This is a genomic window from Streptomyces sp. NPDC048192, from assembly GCF_043202415.1.
Taxonomy (GTDB): Bacteria; Actinomycetota; Actinomycetes; order Streptomycetales; family Streptomycetaceae; genus Streptomyces.
Map to the genome: position 1 here is coordinate 301,768 of NZ_JBIDAL010000003.1, position 13,313 is coordinate 315,080.

Consider the following 13,313-nt stretch of genomic DNA (forward strand, 5'->3'; position numbering starts at 1 on the left):
CGTCACCCGGGGTTCGTATGACAAGCGTCCTATGTGCCGGAAAGGGCCCTACCCGCCGAGCCGGTTGGCCGTGTGCACCGCGCGGAGGACCGCCGCCGCCTTGTTGCGGCACTCCTGGTCCTCGGCGACCGGGTCGGAGTCGGCGACGATGCCGGCGCCCGCCTGGACGTACGCCGTGCCGTCGCGCAGCAGGGCCGTGCGGATGGCGATCGCGGTGTCGGAGTCGCCGGCGAAGTCCAGATAGCCGACGCAGCCGCCGTACAGGCCGCGCCGGGACGGCTCCAGTTCGTCGATGATCTGCATCGCGCGGGGCTTGGGGGCGCCGGACAGGGTGCCCGCGGGGAAGCAGGCGGTGAGGACGTCGAAGGCGGTGCGGCCCTCGGCCACCGTGCCGGTGACGGTCGAGACGATGTGCATGACGTGCGAATAGCGCTCGATGGACATGAAGTCGACCACCTCCACGGAGCCGGGCTCGCAGACCCGGCCGAGGTCGTTGCGCCCGAGGTCGACCAGCATCAGGTGCTCGGCCCGCTCCTTGGGGTCGGCGAGCAGCTCGTCGGCGAGGGCCTGGTCCTCCTGCGGCGTGCTGCCGCGGGGCCGGGTGCCGGCGATGGGGTGGACCATCGCCCGGCCGTCCTCGACCTTGACCAGGGCCTCCGGGGAGGAGCCGACGACGTCGAAGCCGTCGAAGCGGAACAGGTACATGTACGGCGACGGGTTGGTGGCCCGCAGGACCCGGTAGACGTCCAGGGCGCTCGCGGTGCACGGGGTCTCGAAGCGCTGGGAGGGCACGACCTGGAAGGCCTCGCCCGCGCGGATGCGCTCCTTGACGTCCTCGACGGCCGCCTGGAAGTCGGGGCCGCCCCACAGCGCGGTGTACTCGGGCAGCTCGGACGGCGGCAGCGCGGCCGGGGGCTGGGCGACCGCGCGGGTGAGGTCGGCCTCCATGGCGTCGAGCCGGGCGACGGCGTCGGCGTACGCCTCGTCGACGCCGGTGTCGAGGTCGTTGTGGTTGATCGCGTTGGCGATCAGCAGGACCGAGCCCTCCCAGTGGTCCATGACGGCGAGGTCGCTGGTCAGGAGCATGGTCAGCTCGGGGAGCTTCAGGTCGTCGCGCTCGCCGGGGCCGATCTTCTCCAGGCGGCGGACGATGTCGTAGCCCAGATAGCCGACCATGCCGCCGGTGAAGGGCGGCAGGCCGTCCTGGCGCGGGGTGTGCAGGGCCTGGATGGTGGCGCGCAGGGCCTGCAGCGGGTCGCCGTCCACGGGCACGCCGACCGGCGGGGTGCCGAGCCAGTGGGCCTGTCCGCCGCGCTCCGTCAGGGTCCCGGCGGAGCGGACGCCGACGAAGGAGTACCGGGACCAGGAGCGGCCGTTCTCCGCGGACTCCAGCAGGAAGGTGCCGGGGCGCTCGGCGGCCAGCTTGCGGTAGAGCGCGACCGGGGTGTCGCCGTCGGCGAGGAGCTTGCGCGTGACGGGGATGACGCGCCGGTCGGTGGCGAGCTTGCGGAAGGTCTCGAGGTCCATGGCCGCTGACCTTACTGATCCGGGCCCGCGGGACGGGCGGAGGCGTCCTCGAGGAGCACGTCCTCGTCGAAGCAGGTGCGCGCGCCGGTGTGGCAGGCGGCGCCCACCTGGTCGACCTTGACGAGCACGGTGTCGGCGTCGCAGTCCAGCGCGACCGACTTCACCCACTGGACGTGGCCGGAGGTGTCGCCCTTGACCCAGTATTCCCGCCGGCTGCGCGACCAGTAGGTGCAGCGGCCGGTGGTCAGCGTGCGGTGCAGCGCCTCGTCGTCCATCCAGCCGAGCATGAGCACCTCTCCGGTGTCGTACTGCTGGGCGATGGCGGGCAGGAGACCGTCGGCGCTGCGCTTGAGGCGGGCGGCGATCTCGGGGTCGAGGCTGCTGGGCCGGTCGGTCCCGGTCGTACTGGTCATGGGTGCCATTGTGCCGCGCGGGTACGACAGCGCCGTGCCGTGTCCATGGGATGGTCACAGCGCCGCGAAGCGGCTCGTTGAGGGGTGGTGGCCGGGAGACGGGTGGGCGGACCGACCGGCTGGTCGTAGGCTGAGGGCATGTCGACCTTCGCCAAGCGTGAACGGCTGCTGCTCGCCGACCTCTTGGAAACCGTCGGGCCGGACGCCGAGACCCTCTGCACGGGCTGGCGGACCCGGGACCTGGCCGCGCACGTCGTCGTGCGCGAGCGCCGCCCGGACGCGGCCGGGGGTTCGCTGATCAAGCAGCTCGCGCCGCGCCTGGAGAAGGTGATGGCCGAGTACACGGCGAAGCCGTACGAGGAGCTGATGCAGCTGATCCGCACCGGCCCGCCGCGGTTCTCGCCGTTCCAGCTCAAGCAGGTCGACGAGGCGGCCAACATCGTGGAGTTCTACGTCCACACCGAGGACGTCCGCCGCGCGCAGCCGCAGTGGGCGCCGCGCGAGCTGGACCCGGTGTTCCAGGACGCCCTGTGGTCGCGGCTGGAGCGCACGGCGCGGCTGGTGGCCCGGGGGGTGCCGACCGGTCTGGTGCTGCGCCGCCCGGACGGGCAGACGGCGGTGGCGCACCGGGGCGCGCCGGTGGTGACGGTGACCGGCGAGCCGTCGGAGCTGCTGATGTACGCGTTCGGCCGGCAGGACGCGGCCAAGGTGGACGTGCAGGGCGACGCGGACGCGATCGCCAAGCTGCACGAGTCGAAGCAGCTGGGCATCTGAGCCGGCGAAGGTGCCGCCGTCCGGTCAGCCGGGGAGTTCCGCGCGGCGCAGGGCCGGTACGACGAGGGCGACGACCCCGCCGAGCCCGCAGACGGCGGCGCTGACGGCGTAGACCGGGCGGAGCCCCCAGGCGCCGGCCGCGGCGGCCGCGAACGGCATGCTGAGCGGGGTCAGACCGAGGCTGACCAGGCTGGAGACTGCGGTGACCCGGCCCAGGTACGCGGGGTCGGACTGGGTCTGGAGCAGGGCGCCGCACAGGGCGCCGCTGAGCCCGGTGAGCAGGCCGACGAACAGGGCGGTGACGACGGCCGCGAGCAGGGTGGGCACGAACGCGAGGGCGCCGACGGCCACGGCCCCCACCGCGCAGGCCCACCCGGTGACCAGCCCGGCGCGCGGCAGCCGCCCCCGCACCGCCAGCAGCAGCGAGGCCGCTCCGGCGCCGGTCCCGAACCCGGCCAGCACCCAGCCCATGCCGGCGGCGCCCCAGCCGCGCCGGTCGGCGAGCAGGGTCAGCCCGACGTTCAGCGGGCCGACAAAACCGAGGTCGCCCAGGGCGATGGCCAGCATCAGGGGGGCGAGGACGCGGTGCCGGCCGATGTAGCGCAGACCGGCGCCGAGGTCGCTCCAGGCGGTGCTGCCGCTGCCGGGTCCGGGCAGATGCCGTACCCGCACGGAGAGCAGCAGGGGCACCGAGACGGCGATGAGCAGCCCGGCGAGGACGAACGCCGCGGCCGCGCCGCCGAGGGCCACGGCCAGCCCGCCCAGCGGGGCCCCGACCACGCTGGAGATCCGGATGGCCAGGCCGCGCATGCCCTGCACCCGGGTGAGCTGGTCCTGGTCGGTGAGGCGGGCCGGGAGGGCGCCCACGGCGGGCATGAACACGGCGTCGACGGTGCCGAAGACCAGCGCCAGCAGGGCGAGCGGCCACAGCCCGGGGCTGGTGAGGAACAGCAGTGCGGCCACGGCGAGGACGGCCGCGCAGCGCACGGCGTCGCTGCCGACGACGACCCGGCGCGGTCCGAAGCGGTCGGCGAGGACTCCCCCGCCCAGCATCAGTACGGCCCGGGGCAGCGCGCTCGCCGACATCACGAGCCCGGCCTGGGCCGGGGTGCCGGAGCGGACGGCGGCCCAGGACAGCGCGAGGTAGTAGACGCTGTCCCCGAGCATCGAGGAGGTGTAGGCGGCGAGCCAGCGCCGGACGTTGGGGTCGCGATGGGCCGGCGGTGCGCTCACCGGCGGTATGAGCGTGGCGGTCACGCGAGGGGTCCTCTCAGGCGCGGAACGGGAAGCCGTACAGGTGGAGCGCCACGTGCTCACGCCCTTCGGTCTCGCCGGCGGCCTCGGCGGCCCGCCCCCGCGCGTCGAACCTGCGCAGAAGGGCGTCCAACTCGTTCTTCAGTTCGGTGAGTTCGGCCGGGGTCAGCCGCATCCAGGACTCGGTGTCGACCGACGCGGTGTTCCACTCGGGCCCCCAGGCGGGGCGCTCGTCCAGGTAGCGGCGGTACTGGCCGGCCCGCTGGTCGTGGAAGAGCCGGCTGGCGGCCAGGTGCGCGGCGGCCTTCCCCGGCTCACCCCGGAAGTCCTCGTCCCGGATGGTCACACCGTCCGAGGCCGGCTGCCACCAGCGTTCCCGGCCGTCGGCCGTCTGCGGTTCGGCCTCCTCGATCAGCCCGTGATCGGCGAGCTTGCGCAGGTGATAGCTGACCAGGGAGACGACCTCGTCGACGTGCTCCGCGAGCTGGGACGCGGTCGCCACCCGCTCCATGCACAGCAGCCGGTACAGGTTGGCCCGCAGCGGATGCGCCAGAGCCTTGAGCGTGCTCACGTCCGCGATGCGGCGGTTCTCGGTGCTCGCCATGCCGCCCACCGTAGATACGAAAGAAAAGTTGCACAACAGATTTTGCGCAACTTCTCTTTCGTGATCTCAGCGGACCGGGTGGCCTGCCTCCCGGAGGGTCTGCTTGACCTCGCCGATGCGCAGGTCGCCGAAGTGGAACACCGACGCGGCCAGTACGGCGTCCGCGCCCGCCTCGATCGCCGGAGGGAAGTCGGCCAGCTTGCCGGCGCCGCCCGAGGCGATGACGGGGACGGTGACGTGCTTGCGGACGGCGGTGATCATCTCCAGGTCGTAGCCGTCCTTGGTGCCGTCGGCGTCCATGGAGTTCAGCAGGATCTCGCCGGCCCCCAGCTCCGCCGCCCGGTGCGCCCACTCCACCGCGTCGATGCCGGTGCCGCGCCGGCCGCCGTGGGTGGTGACCTCGAAGGATCCGGTCGGCGTGCGGCGGGCGTCCACCGACAGCACCAGCACCTGCCGGCCGAAGCGCTCGGCGATCTCCCGGATCAGGTCGGGCCGGGCGATGGCGGCGGTGTTCACGCCCACCTTGTCGGCGCCCGCCCGCAGCAACTTGTCGACGTCCTCGGCGGTGCGGACGCCGCCGCCGACCGTCAGCGGGATGAACACCTGCTCCGCGGTGCGGCGCACCACGTCGTAGGTCGTCTCCCGGTCGCCGGAGGACGCGGTGATGTCCAGGAACGTCAGCTCGTCGGCGCCCTCGGCGTCGTACACCTTGGCCATCTCGACGGGGTCGCCCGCGTCGCGCAGGTTCTGGAAGTTCACGCCCTTGACGACCCGGCCGTTGTCCACGTCCAGGCAGGGGATGACTCGGACCGCCAGGGTCATGACTGCTCAGGCTCCTCTGAATGCTTCGAGTTCTACTTCGACCAGGATCCGCGGATCGACGAACCCCTCCACGACCAGCAGGGTCGACACCGGGCGCACGGAGTCGAAGATCTCCTTGTGCGCCCGGCCCACGGCGTCCACGTCCCGGGCGTGGGTCAGGTACGTCCGGGTGCGGACGACGGAGCCGACGCCGAGCCCGAACTCGCCGATCGCCTCGAGGGCGCTGGTGAAGGCCACCTTGGCCTGCTCGTACGGGTCGCCCTCGCCGTAGAGCACATCGCCCCGGAAGGACGTCGTGCCCGCCACCAGCACCCGGTCGCCCGCCGCGACGGCCCGTGCGAAACCGAAACTCTCTTCCCAGGGACTTCCGCTCTGCACACGCCGCACGGCTTCGGATGTCATGACGACACTGCCTCCAGTGCTTCTTCCAGGGTGAACGCCTTCGCGTACAGCGCCTTCCCGACAATGGAGCCCTCGACACCGAGCGGTACCAGCTCCGCGATGGCGCGCAGGTCGTCCAGGGACGACACGCCGCCGGAGGCCACGACCGGGCGGTCGGTGGCCGCGCACACGTTCTTCAGCAGCTCCAGGTTGGGGCCCTGCAGGGTGCCGTCCTTGGCGATGTCGGTGACGACGTAGCGGGCGCAGCCCTCCTTGTTCAGGCGGTCCAGCGTCTCGTAGAGGTCGCCGCCGTCGCGGGTCCAGCCGCGGCCGCGCAGGGTGGTGCCGCGCACGTCCAGGCCCACCGCGATCTTGTCGCCGTGCTCGGCGATGACCTTGGCGACCCACTCGGGGCTCTCCAGGGCGGCCGTGCCCAGGTTGACCCGGGTGCAGCCGGTGGCCAGGGCGGCGGCCAGCGAGGCGTCGTCGCGGATGCCGCCGGACAGCTCCACCTTGATGTCCATCGCCCGGGTGACCTCGGCGATCAGCTCGCGGTTGTCGCCGGTGCCGAAGGCCGCGTCGAGGTCGACCAGGTGCAGCCACTCGGCGCCCGAGCGCTGCCAGGCGAGGGCGGCCTCGAGCGGGGAGCCGTAGGAGGTCTCGGTCCCGGACTCGCCGTGCACGAGGCGTACGGCCTGGCCGTCGCGGACGTCGACGGCGGGGAGGAGTTCGAGCTTGGCCATGTCTCTACAGGGTTCCGATCCAGTTGGTGAGGAGCTGGGCGCCGGCGTCGCCGGACTTCTCGGGGTGGAACTGCGTGGCCCACAGGGCGCCGTTCTCCACGGCGGCCACGAACGGCTTGCCGTGCGTCGACCAGGTCACCTTGGGGGCGTCGATCCGGGGGTTGTGGGCCTCCAGCCGCCAGTCGTGGACGGCGTAGGAGTGCACGAAGTAGAAGCGGGCGTCGGCGTCGAGGCCCGCGAACAGCTCCGAGCCGGCGGGGGCGTCGACGGTGTTCCAGCCCATGTGGGGCACGATCTCGGCCTGGAGCGGCTCGACCGTGCCGGGCCACTCGTCCAGGCCCTCGGCCTCCACGCCGTGCTCGATGCCGCGCGCGAAGAGGATCTGCATGCCGACGCAGATGCCCATGACGGGGCGCCCGCCGGACAGCCGGCGGTCGACCACCCAGTCGCCGCGCGCGGCGCGCAGGCCCTGCATGCAGGCGGCGAAGGCGCCGACGCCGGGCACCAGCAGTCCGTCGGCGTTCATGGCCGCGTCGAAGTCACGCGTGATCTCGACGTCGGCGCCCACCCGCGCGAGGGCGCGCTCGGCGGAACGGACGTTGCCGAAGCCGTAGTCGAAGACCACGACCTTCTTGCCGGTCAATTCCACACCCCCAGCCGCATGACGCCCGCGACCAGGCACAGGCCCGCACCGATGGAGAGCAGGACGATCAGGCTCGCGGGCATCTTCTGCTTGACGAAGGAGACGATGCCGCCGACCAGGAACAGACCGACGAGGATCAGCAGGGACGAGGTGCTGTTCATGGCTCTACAGCGCGCCCTTCGTGGAGGGGAGGATGCCGGCCGCGCGCGGGTCGCGCTCGGAGGCGTAGCGCAGCGCCCGGGCGAGGGCCTTGAACTGGCACTCCACGATGTGGTGCGCGTTGCGCCCGTACGGCACGTGCACGTGCAGCGCGATCTGCGCCTGGGCGACGAAGGACTCCAGGATGTGCCGGGTCATGGTGGTGTCGTACTCGCCGATCATCGGCGCCATGTTCTCGGGCTCGGTGTGCACGAGGTAGGGGCGGCCGGACAGGTCGACGGTGACCTGGGCGAGGGACTCGTCCAGCGGGACCGTGCAGTTGCCGAAGCGGTAGATGCCCACCTTGTCGCCGAGCGCCTGCTTGAAGGCCGCGCCGAGCGCGAGGGCGGTGTCCTCGATGGTGTGGTGGGAGTCGATGTGCAGGTCGCCGTCGGTCTTCACGGTCAGGTCGAACAGACCGTGCCGGCCGAGCTGGTCGAGCATGTGGTCGTAGAAGCCGACGCCGGTGGCGATGTCGGTCCTGCCGGTGCCGTCGAGGTCGATCTCGACCAGGACGGAGGTCTCCTTGGTGGTGCGCTCCACGCGTCCAACGCGGCTCATGCCTTACAGCTCCTTCTTCAGTTCCCGTACCGCGTCGAGGAACGCGTCGTTCTCCTCCGGGGTGCCGGCGGACACCCGCAGCCACCCCGGTACGCCGTTGTCCCGGACCAGGACGCCCCGGTCGAGGATCCTCCGCCAGGCCTCGTGGGCGTCCGGGAACCGGCCGAACTGCACGAAGTTGGCGTCGGACTCGGTGACCTCGTAGCCGATCGCGCGAAGTTCGGCGACCAGCCGGTCCCGCTCCGCCTTCAGCTGCTCGACGTAGCCCAGCAGCGTGTCGGTGTGCTCCAGCGCGGCCAGGGCGGTCGCCTGGGTGATCGCCGACAGGTGGTACGGCAGCCGGACGAGCTGCACGGCGTCCACGACCGCCGGGTCGGCGGCGAGGTAGCCGAGGCGCAGGCCCGCCGCGCCGAACGCCTTGGACATCGTGCGGGAGATCACCAGGTGCGGGCGGCCCTCCAGCAGCGGCAGCAGGGAGGCGCCGTGGCTGAACTCGATGTAGGCCTCGTCCACGATCACCATCGACGGCTTGGCCGCCTGCGCCGCCTCGTACAGCGCGAGCACCGTCCGGGGCGGAACGGCGTTGCCGGTGGGGTTGTTGGGGGTGGTGACGAAGACGACGTCCGGCTTGTGCTCGGCGATCGCCTTCTCCGCGACCGCCAGGTCGATGGTGAAGTCCTCGTTGCGCGGACCGGAGATCCAGCCGGTGCCCGTCCCCCGTGCGATGAGGGCGTGCATCGAGTACGACGGCTCGAAGCCGATCGCCGTACGGCCCGGTCCGCCGAAGGTCTGCAGCAGCTGCTGGATGACCTCGTTGGAGCCGTTGGCCGCCCACACGTTCTCGGCGCCGAGCGGGTGGTTGCCGGTCTTCGTCAGGTACTTGGCCAGCTCGGTGCGCAGCTGCACCGCGTCCCGGTCCGGGTAGCGGTTCAGGCCGCGGGCGGCCTCCCGCACCCGCTCCGCGATCCGCTCGACCAGCGGCTCGGGCAGCGGATAGGGGTTCTCGTTGGTGTTCAGCCGTACGGGGACGTCCAACTGGGGCGCGCCGTAAGGGGACTTGCCGCGCAGCTCGTCCCGTACGGGGAGATCGTCGATCCTGGTCACTTGCCTTCAGGAACCTTCCACCCGAAACGTGCCTTGACCGCCGCGCCGTGCGCCGGCAGGTCCTCCGCCTCCGCCAGCGTCACCACGTGGTGGGCGACCTCGGCGAGCGCGTCCTTCGTGTAGTCCACGATGTGGATGCCGCGCAGGAAGGACTGGACGGACAGGCCCGAGGAGTGGCAGGCGCAGCCGCCGGTGGGCAGGACGTGGTTCGAGCCGGCCGCGTAGTCGCCGAGGGAGACGGGGGCCCAGGGGCCGATGAAGATCGCGCCCGCGTTCTTCACCCGGTCGGCCACCGCGGCGGCGTCGGCGGTCTGGATCTCCAGGTGCTCGGCGCCGTACGCGTCGACCACCCGCAGGCCCTCCTCGATGCCGTCGACCAGGACGATCGCGGACTGCCGGCCCTTCAGGGCGGGCACGATCCGGTCGTCGACGTGCTTGGTGGCCGCGACCTGCGGCTGCAGCTCCTGCTCCACCGCGTCCGCCAGCTCGACGGAGTCGGTGACGAGGACGGCCGCCGCGAGCGGGTCGTGCTCGGCCTGGCTGATCAGGTCGGAGGCGACGTGCACCGGGTCGGCGGTGGAGTCCGCGAGGATCGCGATCTCGGTGGGGCCGGCCTCGGCGTCGATGCCGATCCGGCCGGTGAAGAAGCGCTTGGCGGCGGCGACCCAGATGTTGCCGGGGCCGGTGACCATGTTGGCCGGCGGGCAGGACTCGGTGCCGTAGGCGAACATCGCGACGGCGGTGGCGCCGCCCGCGGCGTAGACCTCGTCCACGCCGAGCAGGGCGCAGGCGGCCAGGATGGTCGGGTGGGGCAGCCCGCCGAACTCTGCCTGCGCCGGCGAGGCGAGCGCGATGGAGCCGACGCCGGCCTCCTGGGCCGGTACGACGTTCATGATCACGGAGGAGGGGTAGACCGACCGGCCGCCCGGCGCGTACAGCCCGACGCGCTCGACCGGCACCCACTTCTCGGTCACCGAGCCGCCCGGGACGACCTGGGTGGTGTGGGTGCCGCGGCGCTGCTCGCGGTGGACCAGGCGGGCGCGGCGGATGGACTCCTCCAGCGCGGCGCGCACGGCCGGATCGAGGGCCTCGAGCGCGTCGGTGAGGGCCTGGGCCGGGACACGGACGGATTCCAGCCGTACTCCGTCGAACTTCTCGGCGAAGTCGATCAGCGCCGCGTCGCCCCGATGATGCACGGCCTCGCAGATCGGACGCACCTTCTCCAGGGCGGTCGACACGTCGAAGTCGGCTCGGGGCAGCAGGTCGCGCAGGGCGAGGCCCTCGGGAAGGGCGTCGCCGCGCAGATCGATTCGGGAAATCACAGTCTCAATACTCTCAGACCGCCGTCCGGAGCCGGTGGCGCGTATCAATGGCTGATACAGAACGTGGCGCGACTTGGAAGATCGTCTTCACCCGCAGTGTTGCGGACGTGACCCAGCGGGCATGAACGGCTGTACGAAAGCACAGCATGGCACGGGGACCGGGAGACGACAGAGGTGACCGAGGAGGCCGGCTTCGCGGCCGGGGACCTGCCGGACGACCTGACCGCGGCGGAGGCGGGCATGTGGCAGGCCTTCCGCAACGGCAGTGTGTACGACCTGAGCTGCGGCGACGCCGTGGTGGACGATCCGCACGGCGGACACCCGTGGGGTCCGGAGCGCACCGTGCGGGCGCGGACGGTGGCGTGGCTGCTGCTGGACGGCCCGCCGGCCCTCGCGGGCCGGGTGTCGTCGCTGAAGCTGGCCGGCGTGCGGATCAGCGGCAAGCTGGACCTGTCGGGCGGGACGGTACGGCCGTACGTCGAGCTGCGCGGCTGCCGCTTCGACGACGAGGTGCTGCTGCCGGAGGCCCGGTTCACCACGCTGCGCCTGGTGGACTGCGCGGTGCCCCGGCTGGAGGCGGCCCGCGTGCACACCGAGGGCGACCTGCATCTGCCGCGCTGCCGCTTCCGCAGCGGGGTGCGGCTGACGGACGCGCACATAGGCACCGACCTGCTGCTCAACGAGGCGGTGGTGTACCGCGACCGCAGCGGGCGGTCGATCTCCGGGGACGGCGTGAGTGTGGGCCAGGACCTGCAGGCGGAGATGCTCCAGTCGCACGGCGAGCTGCGGCTGCGCGGCGCCAAGGTCGGCGTGTCGCTGAGCCTGCGCGGGGCGAGCCTGGACAACCCGTACGCGCGCTACGCCCTGAACGCCCCGCAGCTGACCGTCGAGCGGACCCTGTACCTCACCCCGGCCGGCGTGGGCAGCCCCCTGCTGAGCGGGACGACACCGGCGCGCGGGACGCGGATCCAGCGCTTCGACTGCCGGGGCGGGATACGCCTGGACGACGGGCGGTTCGGGGACGCGGTCGACTTCGAGCGGGCCCGGTTCACCCTCACCGACGACCAGGAGCTGTCCCTGCGCCGGGTGCACGCCTCGGAGCTGCGGTTCCTGGGCGACGGGCCGCAGCGGGGCAAGGTGGTGCTGTCCGGCGCGAGGATCGTCAACCTGGTGGACCGGGCGGCGAGCTGGCCGGGGCCGGGCAATCTGCACATGGGCGGCTTCGTCTACGAGAACCTCGTGCCGCGCGGCCCGTTCCCGCTCACCGGCCGGCTGGACTGGGTGGCGGCGGCCACCGCCGAGTACGCCCCGGAGCCGTACGAGCGCCTGGCGGCGGTGCTGCGGGCGGCGGGCGAGGACGAGGACGCGCGGGAGGTGCTGCTCGCCAAGCAGCGCCGGCGCCGCGAGACGCTTCCGCTGGCCGGGAAGTTCTGGGGGTACGTGCAGGACTGGACGGTCGCCTACGGCTACCGGCCCGGCCGGGCCGCCGTGTGGATGGCGGTGCTGTGGGCGGCGGGCACGCTGGCGTTCGCGCACGCCGGGCATCCGCCGACGAACCACGACTCCCATCCCGCCTGGAGCCCGGCCCTGTTCACGCTGGACCTGCTGCTGCCGGTGATCGACCTGGGCCAGGCCGGCCAGTGGCAGCTGAGCGGCGGCTGGCAGTGGCTTGCGGCCGCGATGATCCTGCTCGGCTGGATCCTGGCGACGACCGTGGCGGCGGGGGCGACCCGGCTGCTGCGCCGGAGCTGAGCGCCGGCGGGGCCGGTGAGGGTGGAGGGGCGCACGTTCACAGTCGTGACAAAGGTTGCACCCTCACCTTTACCGGTCCTTGACCGTCTGTCGTACAACTTTCCATTACTTGCCGGAAGCCTCTGGCGCGCCGCCCACCTGCGGACTTTCAATGGTCGGCACGATGGTTGCGCTCCCCCCGTTCATCCGCCCCACTCGGATGGGCAGACGCTTCACCCGCCCGGCCGGCCCCGCGCCCGCCGGGGACGAGGTCCTGCTCGACGCCCCCGACGACCGTCTCTCGCCCGCCCTGGTCGCGGCCGGCCGGGGCGAGTACCCGGCCGCCGCCGGGCTGCTCGCCGTCACCCGCGCCGGCGCCGAGTGGGAGAACCACGACCGGTACGTCCGGCACCTGGCCGCCTTCGCCCGCTCCCGCCCCGAGTGGTTCGACGCCTGGCGCGCCGCCGCCCCCGAGGATCCCGGGGTCCTGCTGGTCGGGGCGCAGCTGGCGGTGGACCGCGCCTGGGTGTCGCCGGCCCGGGCCGAGCTGCTGCGCGAGGCGAGCCCGCTGATCACCGCCGCCGCCCGCGCCGACGACCGCGATCCGGTGCCCTGGCGGATCGCCCTGGACCACGCGCGCGGCTCGCGCGCCGGGCACCGGTACTTCGAGGAGCTGTGGGCGGCGGCGGTCCGCCGTGCCCCGCACCACTACGGCTGCCACGTGGCCGCGCTGCGCTATCTCGCCGCGAGCTGGCGCGGCTCCCACCGCGAGTGCTTCGACTTCGCCGACGGGGCCGCGCAGGACGCCCCGGCCGACTCACTCGTCCAGGCCCTGCCGGCCCGGGCCGCCTTCGGCTACCTGACCGGCGGCGGCTCCGGGATCCCGCGGGCCCGGCTGGACGCCGCGGCCGACCGGGCGCTCGCGCTGTCCGCCCGCTTCCCGGCGGCCGACCCGTGGCCCGCGCCGATCCGCAACAAGCTGCTGTACCTGCTGATCCGCCTGGACCGCTGGGAGGACGCCCGCGCCCAGCTGCGGCTGATCGGCCCGTACGCCACGTCGTTCCCCTGGGAGCGCTTCTCCGAGGACCCGCTCGGGCACTTCCTGCGGGTGCGCGACCAGCTGCTGACGCCGGGACGGCAGGCGGTGCCCGCGGCGCTGGCGGGCCTGATGAGCGGGCCCGCGGCGTCGCTCGGCGGGCGCGGCGGACACACGGGCGCCGGTGACCACTAGGCTGG

Annotated in this window: 15 protein-coding genes; 3 read left to right on the plus strand and 12 right to left on the minus strand. The window is 72.9% G+C overall.

Annotated elements, in window-relative coordinates; all coding sequences use genetic code 11:
* Positions 1 to 48: 48 nt before the first annotated feature.
* Positions 49 to 1,527 (minus strand): anthranilate synthase component I, encoded by a 1,479-nt coding sequence (locus tag ACGFZN_RS07005; protein ID WP_393857446.1) that lies wholly within the window; start codon positions 1,525 to 1,527, stop codon positions 49 to 51.
* 11 nt (positions 1,528 to 1,538) lie between these two features.
* Entirely contained in the window at positions 1,539 to 1,940 is a 402-nt protein-coding gene (gene hisI, locus ACGFZN_RS07010) for a phosphoribosyl-AMP cyclohydrolase (RefSeq protein ID WP_393857447.1), read from the minus strand.
* 138 nt (positions 1,941 to 2,078) lie between these two features.
* Between hisI and ACGFZN_RS07015 the strand changes: the two genes are divergently transcribed.
* Positions 2,079 to 2,714, plus strand: coding sequence for a TIGR03085 family metal-binding protein (locus ACGFZN_RS07015; RefSeq protein ID WP_393857448.1), 636 nt, complete (start codon positions 2,079 to 2,081; stop codon positions 2,712 to 2,714).
* A 24-nt stretch (positions 2,715 to 2,738) separates the two neighbouring features.
* On the opposite strand, the gene ACGFZN_RS07020 is transcribed toward ACGFZN_RS07015, so the two are convergent.
* The 10 genes from ACGFZN_RS07020 to hisD form a co-directional block, all read right to left on the minus strand.
* Positions 2,739 to 3,971: an MFS transporter gene (locus ACGFZN_RS07020; protein ID WP_393857449.1), complete on the minus strand. Its 1,233-nt coding sequence runs from the start codon at positions 3,969 to 3,971 to the stop codon at positions 2,739 to 2,741.
* A gap of 13 nt (positions 3,972 to 3,984) precedes the next feature.
* The gene (locus ACGFZN_RS07025; protein ID WP_393857450.1) at positions 3,985 to 4,572 is read right to left on the minus strand and encodes an ArsR/SmtB family transcription factor; all 588 of its coding nucleotides are present in this window, start codon (positions 4,570 to 4,572) and stop codon (positions 3,985 to 3,987) included.
* 66 nt (positions 4,573 to 4,638) lie between these two features.
* Entirely contained in the window at positions 4,639 to 5,394 is a 756-nt protein-coding gene (hisF, locus tag ACGFZN_RS07030; RefSeq protein WP_393857451.1) for an imidazole glycerol phosphate synthase subunit HisF, read from the minus strand.
* A gap of 6 nt (positions 5,395 to 5,400) precedes the next feature.
* Positions 5,401 to 5,796, minus strand: coding sequence for a RidA family protein (locus ACGFZN_RS07035; RefSeq protein WP_393857452.1), 396 nt, complete (start codon positions 5,794 to 5,796; stop codon positions 5,401 to 5,403).
* Positions 5,793 to 6,518, minus strand: coding sequence for a bifunctional 1-(5-phosphoribosyl)-5-((5-phosphoribosylamino)methylideneamino)imidazole-4-carboxamide isomerase/phosphoribosylanthranilate isomerase PriA (gene priA, locus ACGFZN_RS07040; RefSeq protein WP_393857453.1), 726 nt, complete (start codon positions 6,516 to 6,518; stop codon positions 5,793 to 5,795). Before priA ends, ACGFZN_RS07035 begins: the two co-directional genes overlap by 4 nt.
* Before the next feature lie 4 nt (positions 6,519 to 6,522).
* Positions 6,523 to 7,167, minus strand: coding sequence for an imidazole glycerol phosphate synthase subunit HisH (hisH, locus tag ACGFZN_RS07045; RefSeq protein WP_393857454.1), 645 nt, complete (start codon positions 7,165 to 7,167; stop codon positions 6,523 to 6,525).
* On the minus strand, positions 7,158 to 7,322 hold the full coding sequence (locus ACGFZN_RS07050; protein ID WP_393857455.1) for a hypothetical protein: 165 nt from the start codon (positions 7,320 to 7,322) through the stop codon (positions 7,158 to 7,160). Before ACGFZN_RS07050 ends, hisH begins: the two co-directional genes overlap by 10 nt.
* 4 nt (positions 7,323 to 7,326) lie before the next feature.
* Complete coding sequence (gene hisB, locus ACGFZN_RS07055) at positions 7,327 to 7,920, minus strand: imidazoleglycerol-phosphate dehydratase HisB (RefSeq protein ID WP_030783530.1); 594 nt, start codon at positions 7,918 to 7,920, stop codon at positions 7,327 to 7,329.
* 3 nt (positions 7,921 to 7,923) lie between these two features.
* The gene (locus ACGFZN_RS07060) at positions 7,924 to 9,024 is read right to left on the minus strand and encodes a histidinol-phosphate transaminase (RefSeq protein WP_393857456.1); all 1,101 of its coding nucleotides are present in this window, start codon (positions 9,022 to 9,024) and stop codon (positions 7,924 to 7,926) included.
* Positions 9,021 to 10,346 (minus strand): histidinol dehydrogenase, encoded by a 1,326-nt coding sequence (gene hisD / locus ACGFZN_RS07065; RefSeq protein ID WP_393857457.1) that lies wholly within the window; start codon positions 10,344 to 10,346, stop codon positions 9,021 to 9,023. The genes ACGFZN_RS07060 and hisD overlap by 4 nt, the downstream gene beginning before the upstream one ends.
* Positions 10,347 to 10,520: 174 nt before the next feature.
* On the opposite strand from hisD, the gene ACGFZN_RS07070 reads away from it, so the two are divergent.
* Positions 10,521 to 12,098 (plus strand): oxidoreductase, encoded by a 1,578-nt coding sequence (locus ACGFZN_RS07070; protein ID WP_393857458.1) that lies wholly within the window; start codon positions 10,521 to 10,523, stop codon positions 12,096 to 12,098.
* Positions 12,099 to 12,249: 151 nt separating this feature from the next.
* Positions 12,250 to 13,308 carry a hypothetical protein gene (locus ACGFZN_RS07075; protein WP_393857459.1) on the plus strand — a complete coding sequence of 353 codons (1,059 nt, stop codon included), beginning with the start codon at positions 12,250 to 12,252 and terminating at the stop codon, positions 13,306 to 13,308.
* Positions 13,309 to 13,313 lie beyond the last annotated feature (5 nt).

Bases quoted from the DNA above. Each gene is read 5' to 3' on its own strand.
- ACGFZN_RS07005 (WP_393857446.1), bottom strand. From the start codon at position 1,527: ATGGACCTCGAGACCTTCCGCAAGCTCGCCACCGACCGGCGCGTCATC.
- hisI (WP_393857447.1), bottom strand. From the start codon at position 1,940: ATGACCAGTACGACCGGGACCGACCGGCCCAGCAGCCTCGACCCCGAG.
- ACGFZN_RS07015 (WP_393857448.1), top strand. From the start codon at position 2,079: ATGTCGACCTTCGCCAAGCGTGAACGGCTGCTGCTCGCCGACCTCTTG.
- ACGFZN_RS07025 (WP_393857450.1), bottom strand. From the start codon at position 4,572: ATGGCGAGCACCGAGAACCGCCGCATCGCGGACGTGAGCACGCTCAAG.
- hisF (WP_393857451.1), bottom strand. From the start codon at position 5,394: ATGACCCTGGCGGTCCGAGTCATCCCCTGCCTGGACGTGGACAACGGC.
- ACGFZN_RS07035 (WP_393857452.1), bottom strand. From the start codon at position 5,796: ATGACATCCGAAGCCGTGCGGCGTGTGCAGAGCGGAAGTCCCTGGGAA.
- priA (WP_393857453.1), bottom strand. From the start codon at position 6,518: ATGGCCAAGCTCGAACTCCTCCCCGCCGTCGACGTCCGCGACGGCCAG.
- ACGFZN_RS07050 (WP_393857455.1), bottom strand. From the start codon at position 7,322: ATGAACAGCACCTCGTCCCTGCTGATCCTCGTCGGTCTGTTCCTGGTC.
- hisB (WP_030783530.1), bottom strand. From the start codon at position 7,920: ATGAGCCGCGTTGGACGCGTGGAGCGCACCACCAAGGAGACCTCCGTC.
- ACGFZN_RS07075 (WP_393857459.1), top strand. From the start codon at position 12,250: ATGGTCGGCACGATGGTTGCGCTCCCCCCGTTCATCCGCCCCACTCGG.